Annotated in this window: 21 protein-coding genes; 6 read left to right on the top strand and 15 right to left on the bottom strand. The window is 52.9% G+C overall.

All coding sequences use genetic code 11. The annotated features are described in order from the left end of the window. The 9 genes from ACH0WD_RS23675 to fkpA form a co-directional block, all read right to left on the bottom strand. Positions 1-262, bottom strand: a 262-nt coding sequence (locus tag ACH0WD_RS23675) for a GTP-binding protein (RefSeq protein ID WP_000031674.1), incomplete at its 3' end; no start/stop codon positions are given. A 71-nt stretch (positions 263-333) separates the two neighbouring features. After that, the gene (gene fusA / locus ACH0WD_RS23670) at positions 334-2,448 is read right to left on the bottom strand and encodes an elongation factor G (protein ID WP_000124693.1); all 2,115 of its coding nucleotides are present in this window, start codon (positions 2,446-2,448) and stop codon (positions 334-336) included. A gap of 96 nt (positions 2,449-2,544) precedes the next feature. Then, entirely contained in the window at positions 2,545-3,015 is a 471-nt protein-coding gene (gene rpsG, locus ACH0WD_RS23665; RefSeq protein WP_001138043.1) for a 30S ribosomal protein S7, read from the bottom strand. A gap of 95 nt (positions 3,016-3,110) precedes the next feature. Beyond that, positions 3,111-3,485 carry a 30S ribosomal protein S12 gene (rpsL, locus tag ACH0WD_RS23660; RefSeq protein ID WP_000246815.1) on the bottom strand — a complete coding sequence of 125 codons (375 nt, stop codon included), beginning with the start codon at positions 3,483-3,485 and terminating at the stop codon, positions 3,111-3,113. A gap of 125 nt (positions 3,486-3,610) precedes the next feature. After that, complete coding sequence (gene tusB / locus ACH0WD_RS23655; RefSeq protein ID WP_000903398.1) at positions 3,611-3,898, bottom strand: sulfurtransferase complex subunit TusB; 288 nt, start codon at positions 3,896-3,898, stop codon at positions 3,611-3,613. Positions 3,899-3,905: 7 nt separating this feature from the next. Then, positions 3,906-4,262, bottom strand: coding sequence for a sulfurtransferase complex subunit TusC (tusC, locus tag ACH0WD_RS23650; RefSeq protein WP_000820705.1), 357 nt, complete (start codon positions 4,260-4,262; stop codon positions 3,906-3,908). Then, the gene (gene tusD / locus ACH0WD_RS23645; RefSeq protein WP_001268010.1) at positions 4,262-4,648 is read right to left on the bottom strand and encodes a sulfurtransferase complex subunit TusD; all 387 of its coding nucleotides are present in this window, start codon (positions 4,646-4,648) and stop codon (positions 4,262-4,264) included. The genes tusC and tusD overlap by 1 nt, the downstream gene beginning before the upstream one ends. Continuing rightward, entirely contained in the window at positions 4,648-5,370 is a 723-nt protein-coding gene (locus tag ACH0WD_RS23640; protein WP_000091471.1) for a transcriptional regulator, read from the bottom strand. Before ACH0WD_RS23640 ends, tusD begins: the two co-directional genes overlap by 1 nt. Before the next feature lie 276 nt (positions 5,371-5,646). Further along, a complete protein-coding gene (fkpA, locus tag ACH0WD_RS23635) occupies positions 5,647-6,465 on the bottom strand; it encodes an FKBP-type peptidyl-prolyl cis-trans isomerase (protein ID WP_000838225.1) in 819 nt (272 codons plus the stop codon). A 219-nt stretch (positions 6,466-6,684) separates the two neighbouring features. Between fkpA and ACH0WD_RS23630 the strand changes: the two genes are divergently transcribed. Continuing rightward, positions 6,685-6,903, top strand: coding sequence for a protein SlyX (locus ACH0WD_RS23630; RefSeq protein WP_001152701.1), 219 nt, complete (start codon positions 6,685-6,687; stop codon positions 6,901-6,903). Between the two features lie 188 nt (positions 6,904-7,091). On the opposite strand, the gene slyD is transcribed toward ACH0WD_RS23630, so the two are convergent. From slyD to kefG, 4 genes are all read right to left on the bottom strand, one after another. Continuing rightward, positions 7,092-7,682, bottom strand: coding sequence for a peptidylprolyl isomerase (gene slyD, locus ACH0WD_RS23625; protein ID WP_000861341.1), 591 nt, complete (start codon positions 7,680-7,682; stop codon positions 7,092-7,094). 94 nt (positions 7,683-7,776) lie between these two features. Next, positions 7,777-7,977, bottom strand: coding sequence for a YheV family putative zinc ribbon protein (locus tag ACH0WD_RS23620; RefSeq protein WP_001007735.1), 201 nt, complete (start codon positions 7,975-7,977; stop codon positions 7,777-7,779). Between the two features lie 10 nt (positions 7,978-7,987). Next, the gene (gene kefB, locus ACH0WD_RS23615; protein WP_000398133.1) at positions 7,988-9,793 is read right to left on the bottom strand and encodes a glutathione-regulated potassium-efflux system protein KefB; all 1,806 of its coding nucleotides are present in this window, start codon (positions 9,791-9,793) and stop codon (positions 7,988-7,990) included. Next, a complete protein-coding gene (kefG, locus tag ACH0WD_RS23610) occupies positions 9,793-10,344 on the bottom strand; it encodes a glutathione-regulated potassium-efflux system ancillary protein KefG (RefSeq protein ID WP_000081820.1) in 552 nt (183 codons plus the stop codon). Before kefG ends, kefB begins: the two co-directional genes overlap by 1 nt. Before the next feature lie 265 nt (positions 10,345-10,609). On the opposite strand from kefG, the gene ACH0WD_RS23605 reads away from it, so the two are divergent. Together ACH0WD_RS23605 and ACH0WD_RS23600 are read left to right on the top strand one after the other, a co-directional pair. Then, positions 10,610-12,517, top strand: coding sequence for an ABC transporter ATP-binding protein (locus ACH0WD_RS23605; RefSeq protein WP_000634765.1), 1,908 nt, complete (start codon positions 10,610-10,612; stop codon positions 12,515-12,517). A gap of 162 nt (positions 12,518-12,679) precedes the next feature. Continuing rightward, complete coding sequence (locus tag ACH0WD_RS23600; protein WP_001054023.1) at positions 12,680-12,901, top strand: LysR family transcriptional regulator; 222 nt, start codon at positions 12,680-12,682, stop codon at positions 12,899-12,901. A gap of 1 nt (position 12,902) precedes the next feature. On the opposite strand, the gene ACH0WD_RS23595 is transcribed toward ACH0WD_RS23600, so the two are convergent. After that, positions 12,903-13,214, bottom strand: a complete 312-nt coding sequence (locus tag ACH0WD_RS23595; protein WP_000047690.1) for a monooxygenase — start codon at positions 13,212-13,214, stop codon at positions 12,903-12,905. Positions 13,215-13,411: 197 nt separating this feature from the next. On the opposite strand from ACH0WD_RS23595, the gene ACH0WD_RS23590 reads away from it, so the two are divergent. The 3 genes from ACH0WD_RS23590 to ACH0WD_RS23580 are packed head-to-tail and all read left to right on the top strand — an operon-like array spanning position 13,412 to position 15,615. Continuing rightward, the gene (locus tag ACH0WD_RS23590) at positions 13,412-14,479 is read left to right on the top strand and encodes a hydrolase (RefSeq protein WP_001214115.1); all 1,068 of its coding nucleotides are present in this window, start codon (positions 13,412-13,414) and stop codon (positions 14,477-14,479) included. Next, positions 14,476-14,694, top strand: a complete 219-nt coding sequence (locus tag ACH0WD_RS23585; protein WP_000586566.1) for a YheU family protein — start codon at positions 14,476-14,478, stop codon at positions 14,692-14,694. Before ACH0WD_RS23590 ends, ACH0WD_RS23585 begins: the two co-directional genes overlap by 4 nt. 51 nt (positions 14,695-14,745) lie before the next feature. Further along, positions 14,746-15,615 carry a phosphoribulokinase gene (locus tag ACH0WD_RS23580; protein ID WP_001274690.1) on the top strand — a complete coding sequence of 290 codons (870 nt, stop codon included), beginning with the start codon at positions 14,746-14,748 and terminating at the stop codon, positions 15,613-15,615. Between the two features lie 95 nt (positions 15,616-15,710). Here the strand turns inward: ACH0WD_RS23580 and ACH0WD_RS23575 are convergent, their stop codons facing one another. Then, positions 15,711-16,115, bottom strand: coding sequence for an OsmC family protein (locus tag ACH0WD_RS23575; protein ID WP_001148919.1), 405 nt, complete (start codon positions 16,113-16,115; stop codon positions 15,711-15,713). Positions 16,116-16,142 lie beyond the last annotated feature (27 nt).

Raw genomic sequence — 16,142 nt, 5'->3', positions numbered from 1 at the left:
AGTCGGCGTGCCCCGGGCAGTCTACGTGTGCGTAGTGGCGGGTCGGGGTATCGTATTCAACGTGAGAAGTGTTGATGGTGATACCACGCGCTTTTTCTTCCGGAGCGTTATCGATCTGGTCGAATGCACGAGCAGCACCGCCGTAGGTTTTAGCCAGTACGGTGGTGATTGCAGCGGTCAGGGTAGTTTTACCGTGGTCAACGTGGCCGATGGTGCCGACGTTAACGTGCGGTTTTGTACGTTCAAATTTTTCTTTAGACACGGCTATATTCCTTACTATAGCGCTCTCCCCTTCAGGAGAGAGCACGGGATTTTGGTTTTTAACCCTGCGGCTTATTTACCACGGGCTTCGATTACGGCCTGAGCAACGTTGTTCGGCGCATCATCATACTTCAGGAATTCCATAGTGTACGATGCGCGACCTTTGGTCAGAGAACGCAGCTGAGTTGCATATCCGAACATTTCAGACAGCGGTACTTCAGCGTGGATCTTAACGCCTGTAACTTCAGATTCCTGACCTTTGAGCATACCACGACGGCGGCTAAGGTCGCCGATAACGTCACCGGTATTCTCTTCAGGTGTTTCTACTTCAACCTTCATGATCGGCTCAAGCAGAACTGGTTTTGCTTTCTTAAAGCCTTCTTTAAAGGCAATAGACGCAGCCAGTTTAAACGCCAGCTCAGAGGAGTCAACGTCATGGTAAGAACCGAAGTGCAGACGCACACCGAGATCAACTACCGGATAACCCGCCAGCGGGCCAGACTTCAGCTGCTCCTGGATGCCTTTATCAACGGCCGGGATGTATTCGCCAGGAATTACACCACCTTTGATGTCGTTGATGAACTCGTAACCTTTCGGGTTAGAGCCCGGCTCCAGCGGGTACATGTCGATAACAACATGACCATACTGACCGCGACCACCAGACTGTTTCGCGTGTTTACCTTCGATGTCGGTAACTTTCGCGCGAATCGCTTCGCGGTAAGCAACCTGAGGTTTACCCACGTTAGCTTCAACGTTGAATTCACGCTTCATACGGTCAACGATGATATCCAGGTGAAGTTCACCCATACCAGCGATGATGGTCTGGTTAGATTCTTCATCAGTCCATACGCGGAATGACGGGTCTTCTTTCGCCAGACGGCCCAGAGCCAGACCCATTTTTTCCTGGTCAGCTTTGGTTTTCGGTTCTACCGCGATGGAGATTACCGGCTCAGGGAATTCCATACGTTCCAGAATGATCGGGTTTTCCGGATCACACAGGGTGTCACCGGTAGTCACGTCTTTCAGGCCGATAGCAGCCGCGATGTCGCCCGCGCGAACTTCTTTGATCTCTTCACGTTTGTTGGCGTGCATCTGAACGATACGACCGAAACGCTCACGTGCGGTTTTCACGGAGTTCAGTACGGTATCACCAGAGTTAACCACACCGGAGTACACACGGAAGAAGGTCAGGTTACCCACAAACGGGTCGGTAGCGATTTTGAACGCCAGCGCAGAGAACGGCTCGTCGTCGCTTGCGTGACGCTCAGCCGGAGTATCTTTACCGTCGTCCAGAATACCGTTGATCGCAGGTACGTCTACCGGGGATGGCAGGTAATCAATTACCGCATCCAGCATCGCCTGAACACCTTTGTTCTTGAATGCAGAACCACAGGTTACCAGGATGATTTCGTTGTTCAGAACGCGCTGACGCAGAGCTTGTTTGATCTCTTCTTCAGTCAGTTCTTCACCACCCAGGTATTTTTCCATCAGCTCTTCAGAAGCTTCTGCGGCGGACTCGATCAGGTTCTGGTGCCATTCGTTAGCCAGGTCCTGCATGTCAGCCGGGATATCTTCGTATTCGAAGGTAACGCCCTGGTCGGCATCGTTCCAGTTGATGGCTTTCATTTTCACCAGGTCAACAACGCCGGTGAAACCTTCTTCAGCACCAATTGCCAGCTGCAGCGGAACCGGGTTCGCGCCCAGACGGGTTTTGATCTGACCAACAACTTTCAGGAAGTTCGCGCCCATGCGGTCCATTTTGTTAACGAACGCAATGCGCGGAACTTTGTATTTGTTTGCCTGACGCCATACGGTTTCAGACTGCGGCTGAACACCACCAACTGCGCAGTAAACCATTACCGCACCATCGAGAACACGCATGGAACGTTCTACTTCGATAGTGAAGTCAACGTGCCCCGGGGTGTCGATGATGTTGATGCGATGCGGTTCATACTGCTTAGCCATACCAGACCAGAATGCAGTAGTCGCTGCGGAGGTGATAGTAATACCACGCTCCTGCTCCTGCTCCATCCAGTCCATGGTAGCTGCGCCGTCATGAACTTCACCGATTTTGTGGTTTACACCGGTGTAGAACAGAATACGTTCGGTAGTAGTGGTTTTACCGGCGTCGATGTGCGCACTGATACCGATATTACGGTAGCGTGCGATGGGTGTTGTACGAGCCATTTGATTCCTCGTTGATATCTTTAGGCGTTCAGTTAAGTTATCCAAAACGGGCGACTTACCTGAAGCGCCCGCCTGGTGACTATGACTCCGAAGGGATTACCAACGGTAGTGTGCGAACGCCTTGTTGGCTTCTGCCATACGGTGAACGTCTTCACGTTTCTTAACTGCAGTACCTTTGTTTTCTGCAGCGTCAGAAAGTTCGTTCGCCAGGCGCAGAGCCATGGATTTATCACCGCGTTTACGAGCAGCTTCTACGATCCAACGCATTGCCAGAGCATTACGACGGACCGGACGGACTTCAACTGGTACCTGATAAGTAGAACCACCTACACGGCGGGATTTAACTTCTACAGTCGGGCGAACGTTTTCGAGAGCGACTTCGAAAGCTTCCAGTTCAGATTTACCAGAACGCTGAGCCAGGGTCTCCAGCGCGCTGTATACGATTGATTCTGCAGTAGATTTTTTACCATCTACCATCAGGATATTGACAAATTTAGCCAGCAGTTCTGATCCGAACTTCGGATCCGGCAGAATTTTACGCTGACCAATGACGCGACGACGTGGCATGGAAATACTCCGTTGTTAATTCAGGATTGTCCAAAACTCTACGAGTTTAGTTTGACATTAATTTAAAACGTTTGGCCTTACTTAACGGAGAACCATTAAGCCTTAGGACGCTTCACGCCGTACTTAGAACGAGCTTGCTTACGGTCTTTAACGCCGGAGCAGTCAAGCGCGCCACGAACGGTGTGGTAACGAACACCCGGGAGGTCTTTAACACGACCGCCACGGATCAGGATCACGGAGTGCTCCTGCAGGTTGTGACCTTCACCACCGATGTAGGAAGTCACTTCAAAACCGTTAGTCAGACGAACACGGCAAACTTTACGCAGTGCGGAGTTCGGTTTTTTAGGAGTGGTAGTATATACACGAGTACATACGCCACGTTTTTGCGGGCATGCTTCCAGCGCAGGCACGTTGCTTTTCGCAACTTTGCGAGCACGTGGTTTGCGTACCAGCTGGTTAACTGTTGCCATTAAATAGCTCCTGGTTTTAGCTTTTGCTTCGTAAACACGTAATAAAACGCCCTCACACAATATGAGGACGCCGAATTTTAGGGCGGTGTCGAAAAGGTGTCAAGAAATATACAACGATCCCGCCATCACCAGGCCATCTGGTTGGCATACTTAACCGTGAGTCTGACAAACTCAGTATAGTCAACCCTGACGACACTGTCTGAAATTTGACCACCCAGGCCGCGGGCGTCAATGTCTTCTTTCAAGGCATAGACCGTTATGGGGGCATCGCGCAGACTTTCAAGGAAGCGGTTACCTTCAATCGCGACGGTAACGCCATCCTGGAGCAACAAAAGCGCATCGCCCTCTTTTAGCAGACGCAGCAAAGCGGGAAAATCAACGCCCGAGGCGCAATGAGGTAAGGTATGCAGCATAAACGCCTCAGAATCTCAGGATGACATCATAGTTGCCAAGCTCGCGGCGTAACGCCACGGGTTCCAGCGGCGTGGCGTCTACCACAAAATTAACGTTTTCCAGACCACGCTCGCGCAGCGATGCCGCGCAGATCCAGCATTGATCAATATCGTACAAATCAAAGAGCTTGAAAGTAGCAATATAGTCACGCGCCAGCACAGCGTCTGGTTTTTGTCCCGGTAATAACTGAAAGACGCCGTCGCTGATAAAAAAGACGCCCAGCGCTTCCGTTAGCGCTGACGTCGCCAGCAGCGCATCCAGTCCTTCACGGCCTGAGGCGCTGCCGTGCGGCGCGGTGGAAAAGACAAATGCAATACGTTTCATTAAAACTGCACCACCCGATCGCAGGTGAGAGATGCCTCCGCCAGCGCGCCCAGGCCGCTTAGCGTAAAGCCCGGCTGAAGATTGGCGGACGGCAACGCCAGTCTGCCGGCTTCAGTTTCATCAATAATACCGCGACGAAGCGCCGCCGCGACACAGATGTTCAGCGCTACGCCATGCTGCGTATTCAATTTCTGCCAGGCGCGTACCAGATCATATTCATCGCTCGCCGGCGAGGTCAGGAGATTGGCGTTATAGACCCCTTCCCGATAGAAAAAGACGCTGGCTAACTCATGCCCCTCATTGAGCAGCGCGTGGGCGAACTGCAATGCGCTGCTGGCCTGCTGGGTGCCATATGCCGGCCCGGTGACCATAATGGCATAACGCATTATTTATCCTGCCCCTGAAAATCGCCGCTTTTGAACTGGCGAATATAGAGGTAAACCGTGTGTTTTGAGATATTCAGACGATCGGCTACCTGGTTAATGGCGTCTTTAATATCGAAAATGCCTTTTTCGTACAGGTTAAGGACGATCTGACGATTTTTCGCGTTGTTAGAGACATTACGATCGGCATTCACTTCTTCGATCGTGAACTCCAGCGTCTGGGTGACTAAATCTTCGACTGAGGAGGCAAAATTAACCGCTGAGCCGACTTCCGGCGTTTCCGGCGGAATAAAGGTATTCATAATCTGTGAAAATGGCACATCAAGATTCATGTTGATGCACAGTAGACCAATGACGCGCTGCTCGCGGTTGCGAATGGCAATCGTCAACGACTTCATCAAGACACCGCTTTTCGCGCGCGTGAAATAGCATTTCGACACGCTACTGTCCGCCCCTGTCATGTCGTGCAGCATGCGCAACGCCAGGTCGGTAATCGGCGAGCCAATTTTACGGCCCGTATGTTCGCCATTGGCAATACGAATGGCTGAACATTTTAGATCCTGCAAAGAGTGCAATACGATTTCACAATGGGAACCTATAAGCATCGCTAACCCGTCCACTACCGCTTCGTAGGATTTCAGAATATCGAAGTCGGTTTGCTCGAAGGGACGCTGATCCAGCAAATCAAGTTCACTGGTTTCGTTGGTTAAAAGCGACCTGGACATGAAAAAAAACACTCCTTTTCAGGAGCCTGTCGTTATGTTTTCAGGGCAGGCTCATTATTTACGCGGATGATTAAATTAATACAGTGAGGGTTCATCTTTCCAGTACTAATTTGCTCGTCTATTTCAGACTACGTGTGCGTTGGCGGTCATTCAGCCTACGGTCTCGCCCTTAACGACCAGCGCAAGCGCCGTTATCCGCAAATCAAATTATGGTGAGTAATATATCCGGCCTGAATAAAAAAAACCGCCGCTATTACAAGCGGCGGCTCTCAGTTTTTATTTTTTAGCAGCATCTGCGGCTTTAGCGTCAGCCGCATCGGCAGGTTTAGCATCCGCTTTCGGCGCTGGTTTGATATCCAGCAGCTCTACGTCGAATACCAGGGTGGAGTTCGCCGGGATACCCGGAACGCCCGTTTTACCGTAGGCCAGCGCCGGTGGGATAACCAGCTTGATCTTGCCGCCTTTCTTAATATTTTTCAGGCCTTCAGTCCAGCCAGGGATAACGCCGTCCAGACGGAAGGAGAGCGGTTCGCCGCGCGTGTAAGAGTTATCAAACTCTTTACCGTCGATCAGCGTACCTTTGTAGTTCACCACAACGGTATCGCTATCTTTCGGCGCCTCGCCTGTGCCTTCTTTCTCTACTTTGTAAAGCAGACCGGTAGAGGAGGTTTTCACGCCTTTCTCTTTAGCAAAAGCGTCACGGAACGTTTTACCTTTTGCTTCGTTATCGGCAGCGTCTTTTTCCATCTTCGCCTGAGCAGCGCTCTTCACGCGTGCTTCAAACGTCTGCAGCGTTTGCTCAATTTCCTGATCGGACAGTTTGCTCTTATCGGCAAAGGCATCCTGAACGCCGGCAATCAACTGATCTTTATCCAGTTTGATGCCTAACTTTTCCTGCTCTTTAAGCGAATTTTCCATGTAACGACCCAGCGAGGCGCCCAGCGCATAAGCCGCTTTTTGATCGTCGTTTTTAAATGCTGCTTTGCTATCAGCGGTAGCTGCCGGTTTCGCCGCATCAGCAGCAAAAGTGATCGGTGCGTGCATAGCAACGGCCATCGTAGTTGCCAGCAGCGTGGCTTTAAACAGTGATTTCATCCATATCTCCAGGGCCGGGGCATCTCGCCCCATGTTAACTTACGTAAGAAGCGTACTATAAATCGTTGCAGAACAAATCAACATACGAACACGCCCTATTATCACTTCTTTTCAGACTCTTTTTGTTTAAATTAGTTTCGTAGTGCGCGTAATGGTTGCTGTGAAAGCCGGTAAAGTTAAGTAGAATCCGCCGACGGAGACAACATAAAGAGGTACATCATGCAGGATATCACGATGGAAGCTCGTCTGGCTGAACTGGAAAGCCGTCTGGCGTTCCAGGAGATTACCATAGAAGAACTAAACCTGACGGTAACCGCACATGAAATGGAGATGGCGAAGCTGCGCGATCATCTGCGTTTGCTCACGGAAAAGTTAAAAGCCAGTCAGCCGTCAAATATCGCCTCTCAGGCAGAAGAAACGCCGCCGCCGCATTATTGAGACGAAAAAAAAGCGGGGATAACCCGCTTTTTTTGTGCCCGATGATTTATCGAACCAATGATAATACCCTAAGGATTTCGAGTCACAGCAAGGCGGCAAGCTTGAAAATTCCCCGGGAGCATAGATAACTATGTGACCGGGGTTTGAAAGCGTAGCCAACACCGCGGTGGCTTGAAAGACGACGGGGATTAATGGCAACCGCAGCCGCCTTTACCACCACCGCCGCAGCAGCCTTCGCCGCCGTGCTCGTGACCATGGTCATGACCATGACCGCCACAGCAGCCATCTTCACCGTGATCATGGTGGTGATCGTGCGCGCCGTGAACATGACCGTGAGCCAGTTCTTCTTCAGTCGCTTCACGAATCGCAACAACTTCTACGTTAAATTTCAGATTCTGGCCCGCCAGCATGTGGTTACCATCAACCACAACGTGATCGTCTTCCACTTCGGTAATCTCTACCGGTACCGGGCCCTGGTCGGTTTCCGCCAGGAAACGCATCCCTACCTGCAGTTCATCAACGCCCATAAAGACGTCTTTAGGCACACGCTGCACCAGATTTTCGTCATACTGACCGTAAGCGTCGTTCGCGCCAACAGCGACATCAAATTTGTCGCCAACTTCATGGCCTTCCAGCGCGGTTTCCAGACCAGAGATCAGGGAGCCGTGACCGTGCAGGTAATCCAGCGGCGCACTCACCGGAGACTCATCAACCAACACACCGTCTTCTGTACGTACCTGATAGGCCAGGCTGACCACCAGGTCTTTTGCTACTTTCATGATATCTCCTGAGCATGGGAAGAATAGTGGCGCAGATTGTAGCGGAATTCTGCAGCCGTGTACCCCTTAGCTTAAAAAAACCTGCGGCATATCGCTAGTCCGGATGAAAAATCCCGATCACTTGCTCTTCTTTGCGAACATGCTCGCGGACGTCTTTATCCGCTTCCCGCATTTGATGCCCGCACTTAACGCATTCAACAATATCGACATTATTTTCACGCCACATCGCCATTGTATCCTGCGCCTGACAGGCCGGACATTTCGCGCCTGCAATAAAACGTTTACGGATTGCCATTGTTTTACCCCTACTCAAATTCATCCCAGCCATCCAACTGGCGCCGTTCCTGTTGCATTTCGCGCTGAAAAATCTCCTCCAGTTCGCGTCGGGCCTCTCTGGCGCGCGAAATCTGTACCATGTCGCTATGCTCCGGGATCAGTTCCCGCAACATTCGCATATCCAGCCGACGAAAATGCAACTGCGCGCGTTGCGCCTGATGCGGATGCATACCTAACGACACCAGAGTTTTACGTCCCAGTTCCAGCGCGCTGGAAAACGTTTCACGGGAAAACTGCGTGACGCCAGCCTGTAATAACTCATGGGCCTCCACACGTCCACGCGCTCGCGCAAGAATATGCAGATGAGGAAAATGCTGCTGACACAGCGCCACCAGCTTCATCGTGTCTTCCGGTTCATTACACGTGATGACTATCGACTCCGCCGCCTCCGCGCCCGCAGAACGCAGCAGCTCGACTTGTGTAGCGTCGCCGTAATACACTTTATAACCATATTTGCGCATCAGATTAACGGCGCCGATATCGCGTTCCAGCACGGTGATACGCATCTTATTCGCCATCAATAAGCGAGCGATCACCTGACCAAAACGGCCAAAGCCGACGACAATCACCTGGGGCTTATCATCCTCAACCCACGGCTTTTCATCATTCTCTTCCGGGCCATTAAGGCGGCGCGATAACCACTTATCAATCCCTTTCATCAGTAGCGGCGTGGTCATCATTGATAACGTGACAGTCACCAATAATAACGCCATCTGATCGCCCTGAAACAGGCGCTGAGAAGAGGCGGTAGAAAAGAGCACAAAAGCGAACTCGCCCCCCTGACTCAGCACGCTGGCAAACTGCATCCGTTCAGAACTTCTTATTCCATATAACCGCGCCAGCAGATACAGCGTCAGCATTTTTATGACGACCAGAATAACAACGCTCGCCGCCACCCACAGTAAATGGGTATAAAGTACGCCGAGATTTAGCGACATACCGACGGAGATAAAGAACAGCCCAAGCAGTAAACCTTTAAAGGGATCGATAGCGTTTTCCAGCTCATGCCGGTATTCACTCTCTGCCAGTAAAACGCCGGCAATGAAGGTTCCCAGGGCCATCGACAGTCCCAGCGCATCCATAAATAAGGCGGCGCTCAACACCAGCAACAGCGTCGCGGCAGTGAAGACCTCCCGCACGCCGGACGCAGCAATAAAACGAAATACCGGGCGCAGCAGGTAACGACCGCCAATCAGCATTACCGCGAAAGCCAGTACCTTCATTGCAACTTTAAACCAGTCGAAATGCTCGTCGGCCGATCCCGCCAATAAAGGCACCAACGCCAGCGCGGGGATCACCGCTAAATCCTGAAACAGTAAGACGGAAAACCCTAACTGCCCGGACTCGCTACGGTTCATGCCTTTCTCGCGCATCAGTTGTAGCGCCATCGCCGTCGAAGACATCGCCAGGCCAATTCCGCCGACGACCGCCGCCTGCCATAAGAAATCAGCAAGCATCAATAATCCCGCCAGCACCGCCGCGCTTAACAGCACCTGAGCAGCGCCGACGCCGAAGATAGAGCGCCGCAGTTGCCAAAGCCGGGACGGATTGAGTTCGAGACCAATGATAAACATCAGAAACACGACGCCCAGTTCGGAAAAGTGCAGGATCTCGTCAACGTCGCTGATAAATCCCAGCCCCCACGGACCAATCGCAATCCCCGCCAGCAGATAACCTAGCACCGCGCCGATGCCCAGCCTCGCGGCCAGCGGCACCGCCGCTACCGCCGCGAAGAGGAACAACACTCCCGCGGTCAATAAATCAGCACCTTCCATCAATAGCCTCCCGCGCTCACAGGATTCGCCAGCCACTCGCCATAGGCTTTCGCGTGACTGGCCAGCGTCTGCGGCGACTGGCGGCGCGCCCAGTACACAATAATGGGCGGCATCCAGTGCATCCGGCACATGGCCGCGGTCAGTTCAAAAGGGCGGAGTACATCGCTCATTGGATAGCGGTTTAGCGCGTCATACCGGTAAGCGCTCTCCGGCTCGCCGGTCGTAATCACGCTACGCCAGTACTTTCCCACCAGTTGGTTTCCCCCTGGTCCGCTGGCGAACCCTCGACTCAAAACGCGATCAAGCCATTCTTTCAGTAAAGCCGGACAGCTATAGGTGTAAAGGGGATGCTGAAAAACAATGACGTCGTGCTCACGTAACAGGGCTTGTTCATAGGGCGTGTCGATAAAAAAATCAGGATAGCGCGCATAAAGATCGTGCACGGTTACGTTATTGTGCTGTATGGCCGGTTTAAGCAGTACCCGGTTAGCAACCGAGTCCTGAGATTCCGGATGGGCATACAACAGCAAGACTTTCGCTGGCTGAGACATCAATCCCCCTCCCGGTTGTTTTGGGTCGATACATGCCATTCTTCAGGCCGCTTCTACGTTGACAGCGTTTGTTCAACTCAGAAACGTACTCCATGTCCGCCGCTGGGGATTAATGAGAGATATTCTTGTCCCTCACCAAAGGCGGCCTGAATGATTTTGTGTATCGTTGTTGTTTTGAGCTACCATTGCGCTCCAGCGCGGCGGTACGCCCGAATATTACATTATCATAATGATAAATTAACATAGTCTGAACATACGGCGCCTTATGATTGTTTTCTCCTCGTTACAAATTCGTCGCGGCGTGCGCGTCCTACTGGACAATGCCTCGGCTACCATTAATCCAGGCCAGAAAGTCGGCCTGGTGGGTAAAAACGGCTGCGGTAAATCTACCCTGCTGGCATTGCTAAAAAATGAAATCAGCGCCGATGCCGGGAGTTTTACCCTGCCCGGAACCTGGCAATTAGCGTGGGTGAATCAGGAAACACCTGCGTTGCCTCAGCCAGCGATTGAGTATGTCATTGACGGCGACCGTGAATACCGGCAGCTGGAGGCGCAGCTTAACGACGCCAACGAACGTAACGACGGACATGCTATCGCCTCCATACATGGCAAGCTGGACGCCATCGACGCATGGACCGTTCGCTCGCGCGCCGCCAGCCTGCTACACGGTCTCGGCTTCTCTAACGATCAGCTGGAACGTCCGGTCAGCGACTTTTCCGGCGGCTGGCGGATGCGCCTTAACCTGGCTCAGGCGCTGATTTGCCGCTCCGATTTACTGCTGCTCGACGAACCGACCAACCACCTCGATCTGGATGCCGTTATCTGGCTGGAAAAATGGCTGAAGAGCTATCCGGGCACCCTGATTCTGATCTCCCACGATCGCGATTTTCTTGACCCGATAGTGGATAAAATTATCCATATCGAACAGCAGACTCTGTTCGAGTACACCGGCAACTACAGCGCGTTTGAAGTTCAGCGCGCCACGCGCCTGGCGCAGCAGCAGGCGATGTATGAGAGTCAGCAGGAGCGTGTGGCGCATCTGCAAAGCTACATCGACCGTTTCCGCGCCAAAGCGACCAAGGCCAAGCAGGCGCAAAGCCGTATCAAGATGCTGGAGCGTATGGAGCTGATTGCGCCGGCTCATGTCGACAACCCGTTCCATTTCAGCTTCCGCGCGCCGGAAAGCCTGCCGAACCCGCTGCTGAAGATGGAAAAAGTCAGCGCAGGTTATGGCGATCGCATCATTCTGGAATCCATCAAGCTGAACCTGGTGCCCGGCTCGCGTATCGGCCTGCTGGGCCGCAACGGCGCGGGGAAATCGACGCTGATCAAGCTGCTGGCGGGCGAACTGGAACCGTTGCACGGTGAAATCGGCCTCGCCAAAGGCATTAAGCTCGGCTACTTCGCCCAGCACCAGTTGGAGTTCCTGCGCGCCGATGAATCCCCGTTGCAGCATATGGCGCGTCTGGCGCCGCAGGAACTGGAGCAGAAGCTGCGCGACTATCTCGGCGGCTTCGGTTTCCAGGGCGACAAAGTAACGGAAGAGACGCAACGTTTCTCCGGCGGCGAGAAAGCGCGCCTGGTGCTGGCGCTGATTGTCTGGCAGCGTCCAAATCTGCTGTTGCTCGATGAACCGACCAACCACCTGGATCTCGACATGCGCCAGGCGCTCACCGAAGCGCTGATTGATTTCGAAGGCGCATTGGTCGTCGTGTCGCACGACCGCCACCTGATTCGCTCCACCACTGACGACCTCTATCTGGTTCACGACAAAAAGGTCGAACCGTTCGACGGAGACCTGGAAGATTATCAGCAGTGGCTGAGTGACGTGCAGAAGCAGGAAAACCAGGCCGACGACGCGCCGAAGGAAAACAACGCCAACAGCGCCCAGTCACGCAAAGATCAGAAGCGTCGCGAAGCCGAGCTACGCACTCTGACGCAGCCGCTGCGTAAAGAGATTACCCGTCTGGAAAAAGAGATGGAAAAGCTCAACGCCCAGTTAGCGCAGGCGGAAGAGAAGCTCGGCGACAGCAGCCTGTATGACCCCAGCCGTAAAGCGGAGATGACCGAGTGTCTGCAACTGCAGGCCAGCGCCAAATCCGGGCTGGAAGAATGTGAAATGGCATGGCTTGAGGCGCAGGAGCAGCTTGAGCAGATGATGCAGAACGACTAAGAGCCTATCCCATTAGGCTATTTTATTCGCCATTTTAGGGCCGGGCAGTGCTCGAAATCCTCACGTACTATGTGTACGCTCCGGTTTCTGCGCGCTGTCCGGCCCCAAACTGGCTTCAACAATTACGCCTACTGCGATAGGCTCTAACGCGCGGGGTGGGCGATGAACCTGTCAATCACTGATGACATTACCTTCCGCAAGCTCACCATCTTCATGATGTTTGTGGAGAAGGGTAACATCGCCCGCACCGCCGAGGCGCTGCACACGCTGGAAGAGAACGTTCGTTGTCCGCTGTTCGTCCATAAAGGCCTCTTCGGTACTCGTCCCGGTATAAAGATTACCGTTGCGGTCGGCAGCACCGGAACAGAAGCCTGCGTTATGTGATTTAGCGGCAAAGGTTGCCGTGATTTATTTTCGTCAGCGCGTCGTTCACGCCAAATAATGTAAACGTCACCTCATCAACGCCAAGATTTTTCAGACGCGCAGTGTGTTTTTTAATATAAGCCTGCGCCGTTTCTTCGGATTCAAACAAGTAAATGCCGCCAGCTTGCTGGTTTTTCTCGCTTTCTGTCCAGATTTTCCAGATGAAGCCCGGCTCCTCATTGATAGACTCCGCCAGCCCGACCAGTTGCTGAGTCATCTCCTCGCCAAAAGGGCCGCTAAAGTTAAAATGGATCTGTAAAAGTGTTTTCGACATGCCTTCTCCTTGAGTCACATAACTATCGTGTTGCCACACTACCACGATTAATTCGGCTGATGCAGAGGTTCACGCGATTTCTGTGGGGTATTGCGCGCGCCTTGCATACCGCCCCCTCTGGTGAAATGAGGCGCAATTTTATTTCGCCAGACGACCAATTGAACGTAAAATCACATATTGACTAATCTGTGAACCTTATGCGCGGTATAGTATTGTTTCCAATTATCAATTGTTCTGGTGCTATGGTTGAGATCACGTCCACAGAAATGACCCCGCCTGTCAATGACTCGCATGAATTTATTCCCATGCGTGGCATTCGTAATCGCCATTTACAAACTATGCTGCCGCGCTTAATCCGCCGCAAAGTGAAGTTCAACGCCCACTGGCAGCGGCTGGAGCTACCGGACGGCGATTTTGTCGATCTGGCATGGAGCGAAGAACCGCAACAGGCAAAGCATAAACCGCGGCTGGTGGTCTTTCACGGTCTGGAAGGCAGCCTGAACAGCCCCTATGCCCACGGGCTGATTGAGGCGGCGCAAAAGCGCGGCTGGCTGGGCGTGGTGATGCACTTTCGCGGCTGTAGCGGCGAACCCAACCGTCTGAATCGTATTTACCACTCCGGTGAAACGGAGGACGGAGCCTGGTTTTTACGCTGGTTACAGCGGGAGTTCGGCGCCGTTCCGACAGCCGCCGTGGGCTATTCGCTCGGCGGTAATATGCTGGCGTGCCTGCTGGCGAAAGAAGGCCGCGATATTCCCATCGAGGCGGCGGTGATTGTTTCTGCGCCCTTTGTTCTCGAAGCCTGTAGCTACCACATGGACAAAGGGTTTTCCCGCGTCTATCAGCGTTATTTGCTTAATCTGTTAAAAGCGAATGCGTCACGCAAACTGGCGGCGTACCCCGGGTCGCTGCCGGTGAATCTGGCGCAACTGAAATCAATGCGCCGTATTCGCGAGTTTGACGACCTGATCACCGCGAAAATTCACGGCTTTGCCGACGCCATCGACTACTATCGTCAGTGTAGCGCCATGCCGTTGCTTAACCAGATTGCTAAACCGACGCTGATTATTCACGCTAAAGACGATCCGTTTATGGATCATCATGTGATCCCTAAAGCGGAAGATCTGCCCCCGCAGGTGGAGTATCAGCTGACTGAGCATGGCGGACACGTAGGATTTATCGGCGGTACGCCGCTGCGCCCTGAAATGTGGCTGGAACGCCGAATTCCTGACTGGCTGACAACGTACCTGGAGGCGTCATCATGATCATTCCCTGGCAGGGGCTCGCCCCCGACACGCTGGACAACCTGATCGAAAGCTTTGTGTTGCGCGAAGGCACCGATTATGGTGAACATGAACGTTCGTTTGAACAAAAAGTCGCTGACGTAAAACGCCAACTGCAATCCGGCGAGGCCGTGCTGGTATGGTCTGAATTACATGAAACGGTCAATATTATGCCGAAAAAGCAGTTTCGCGAATAAAACGCCTTTGCCGACAATACATTATTACTAAAGCTCAATCATGGAGTTGCCATGTCAGCCAAACATCCGGTGATAGCAGTAACAGGGTCAAGCGGCGCGGGGACCACCACCACCAGCCTCGCGTTTCGTAAAATTTTCGCGCAGTTAAATCTGCACGCCGCCGAGGTGGAAGGCGACAGTTTTCATCGTTACACCCGCCCGGAAATGGACATGGCGATCCGCAAAGCGCGTGACGCCGGGCGGCATATCAGCTATTTCGGCCCTGAAGCCAATGACTTCAGCCTACTGGAACATACCTTTATTGAGTACGGGCAGACGGGTAAAGGCCAGTCGCGTAAATATCTGCATACCTATGATGAAGCCGTACCGTGGAATCAGGTTCCCGGCACGTTTACCCCCTGGCAGCCGCTACCCGAACCGACCGATGTGCTGTTTTATGAAGGACTGCACGGCGGCGTCGTCACCCCGCAACATGATGTCGCGCGTCATGTTGATCTGTTGGTTGGCGTGGTGCCTATCGTCAACCTCGAGTGGATTCAGAAACTGATTCGCGACACCAGCGAGCGCGGGCACTCCCGTGAAGCGGTGATGGATTCCGTGGTGCGTTCTATGGACGACTATATCAATTACATTACGCCGCAGTTCTCGCGTACCCATATTAACTTCCAGCGCGTGCCGACCGTCGACACGTCCAATCCGTTCGCCGCAAAGGGTATTCCCTCGCTGGATGAGAGTTTTGTGGTGATCCATTTCCGCAATCTGGAAGGGATCGATTTTCCCTGGCTCCTGGCGATGCTCCAGGGCTCGTTCATTTCTCACATTAATACATTAGTGGTGCCGGGCGGCAAAATGGGGCTGGCGATGGAGCTGATTATGTTGCCGCTGGTGCAGCGATTAATGGAAGGCAAAAAAATAGAATAACCGCGGTGAAATGCCCGATGGCGCTACGCTTATCGGGCCTACGAGATAAAAACGGGTAGGCCGGATAAAGCCACGCCGCCATCCGGCATCACATGTTACGCCGCAATCACTTCATACGAATGGGTAATATTGACCGCTTTTTCCAGCATTAGCGCCACCGAGCAATATTTTTCCGCGGAGAGATCGACAGCGCGCGCGACGGCAGCCTCTTTCAGATCGCTGCCGGTAACGATAAAATGCAGATTAATGTGCGTAAACAGGCGCGGCGCGTCTTCCCGGCGCTCGGATGTCAGCTTCACTTCGCAGTTGGTGACATTCTGACGGCCCTTTTGCAGGATTGATACCACATCAATAGCGCTACATCCGCCAGCCGCCATTAATACCATCTCCATCGGACTCGGCGCTTTGTCACCGGAGTTGCCATCCATTAAAATCTGGTGGCCGGAGGAGGACTCTCCGAGGAACGTGAGCCCTTCAACCCACTTTACACGCGCTTGCATATTTCGTAACTCCAATGTTTCAATTTT

The sequence above is a fragment of the Salmonella sp. 2020_1395 genome (genome assembly GCF_043848115.1).
Lineage (GTDB): Bacteria > Pseudomonadota > Gammaproteobacteria > Enterobacterales > Enterobacteriaceae > Salmonella > Salmonella enterica.
Note: the sequence above shows the minus strand (reverse complement) of the source record. Positions and strands in the feature narration are given on the sequence as shown.

What these genes read in the sequence shown, in the direction of transcription:
- tusC (WP_000820705.1), bottom strand. Translation starts at nt 4,262, where the DNA reads ATGAAACGTATTGCATTTGTCTTTTCCACCGCGCCGCACGGCAGCGCC.
- tusB (WP_000903398.1), bottom strand. Translation starts at nt 3,898, where the DNA reads ATGCTGCATACCTTACCTCATTGCGCCTCGGGCGTTGATTTTCCCGCT.
- kefG (WP_000081820.1), bottom strand. Translation starts at nt 10,344, where the DNA reads ATGTCTCAGCCAGCGAAAGTCTTGCTGTTGTATGCCCATCCGGAATCT.
- ACH0WD_RS23575 (WP_001148919.1), bottom strand. Translation starts at nt 16,115, where the DNA reads ATGCAAGCGCGTGTAAAGTGGGTTGAAGGGCTCACGTTCCTCGGAGAG.
- ACH0WD_RS23590 (WP_001214115.1), top strand. Translation starts at nt 13,412, where the DNA reads ATGCGCGGTATAGTATTGTTTCCAATTATCAATTGTTCTGGTGCTATG.
- rpsL (WP_000246815.1), bottom strand. Translation starts at nt 3,485, where the DNA reads ATGGCAACAGTTAACCAGCTGGTACGCAAACCACGTGCTCGCAAAGTT.
- ACH0WD_RS23630 (WP_001152701.1), top strand. Translation starts at nt 6,685, where the DNA reads ATGCAGGATATCACGATGGAAGCTCGTCTGGCTGAACTGGAAAGCCGT.
- ACH0WD_RS23620 (WP_001007735.1), bottom strand. Translation starts at nt 7,977, where the DNA reads ATGGCAATCCGTAAACGTTTTATTGCAGGCGCGAAATGTCCGGCCTGT.
- ACH0WD_RS23605 (WP_000634765.1), top strand. Translation starts at nt 10,610, where the DNA reads ATGATTGTTTTCTCCTCGTTACAAATTCGTCGCGGCGTGCGCGTCCTA.
- rpsG (WP_001138043.1), bottom strand. Translation starts at nt 3,015, where the DNA reads ATGCCACGTCGTCGCGTCATTGGTCAGCGTAAAATTCTGCCGGATCCG.
- fkpA (WP_000838225.1), bottom strand. Translation starts at nt 6,465, where the DNA reads ATGAAATCACTGTTTAAAGCCACGCTGCTGGCAACTACGATGGCCGTT.
- kefB (WP_000398133.1), bottom strand. Translation starts at nt 9,793, where the DNA reads ATGGAAGGTGCTGATTTATTGACCGCGGGAGTGTTGTTCCTCTTCGCG.
- ACH0WD_RS23585 (WP_000586566.1), top strand. Translation starts at nt 14,476, where the DNA reads ATGATCATTCCCTGGCAGGGGCTCGCCCCCGACACGCTGGACAACCTG.
- slyD (WP_000861341.1), bottom strand. Translation starts at nt 7,682, where the DNA reads ATGAAAGTAGCAAAAGACCTGGTGGTCAGCCTGGCCTATCAGGTACGT.
- ACH0WD_RS23600 (WP_001054023.1), top strand. Translation starts at nt 12,680, where the DNA reads ATGAACCTGTCAATCACTGATGACATTACCTTCCGCAAGCTCACCATC.
- ACH0WD_RS23595 (WP_000047690.1), bottom strand. Translation starts at nt 13,214, where the DNA reads ATGTCGAAAACACTTTTACAGATCCATTTTAACTTTAGCGGCCCTTTT.
- fusA (WP_000124693.1), bottom strand. Translation starts at nt 2,448, where the DNA reads ATGGCTCGTACAACACCCATCGCACGCTACCGTAATATCGGTATCAGT.
- ACH0WD_RS23640 (WP_000091471.1), bottom strand. Translation starts at nt 5,370, where the DNA reads ATGTCCAGGTCGCTTTTAACCAACGAAACCAGTGAACTTGATTTGCTG.
- ACH0WD_RS23580 (WP_001274690.1), top strand. Translation starts at nt 14,746, where the DNA reads ATGTCAGCCAAACATCCGGTGATAGCAGTAACAGGGTCAAGCGGCGCG.
- tusD (WP_001268010.1), bottom strand. Translation starts at nt 4,648, where the DNA reads ATGCGTTATGCCATTATGGTCACCGGGCCGGCATATGGCACCCAGCAG.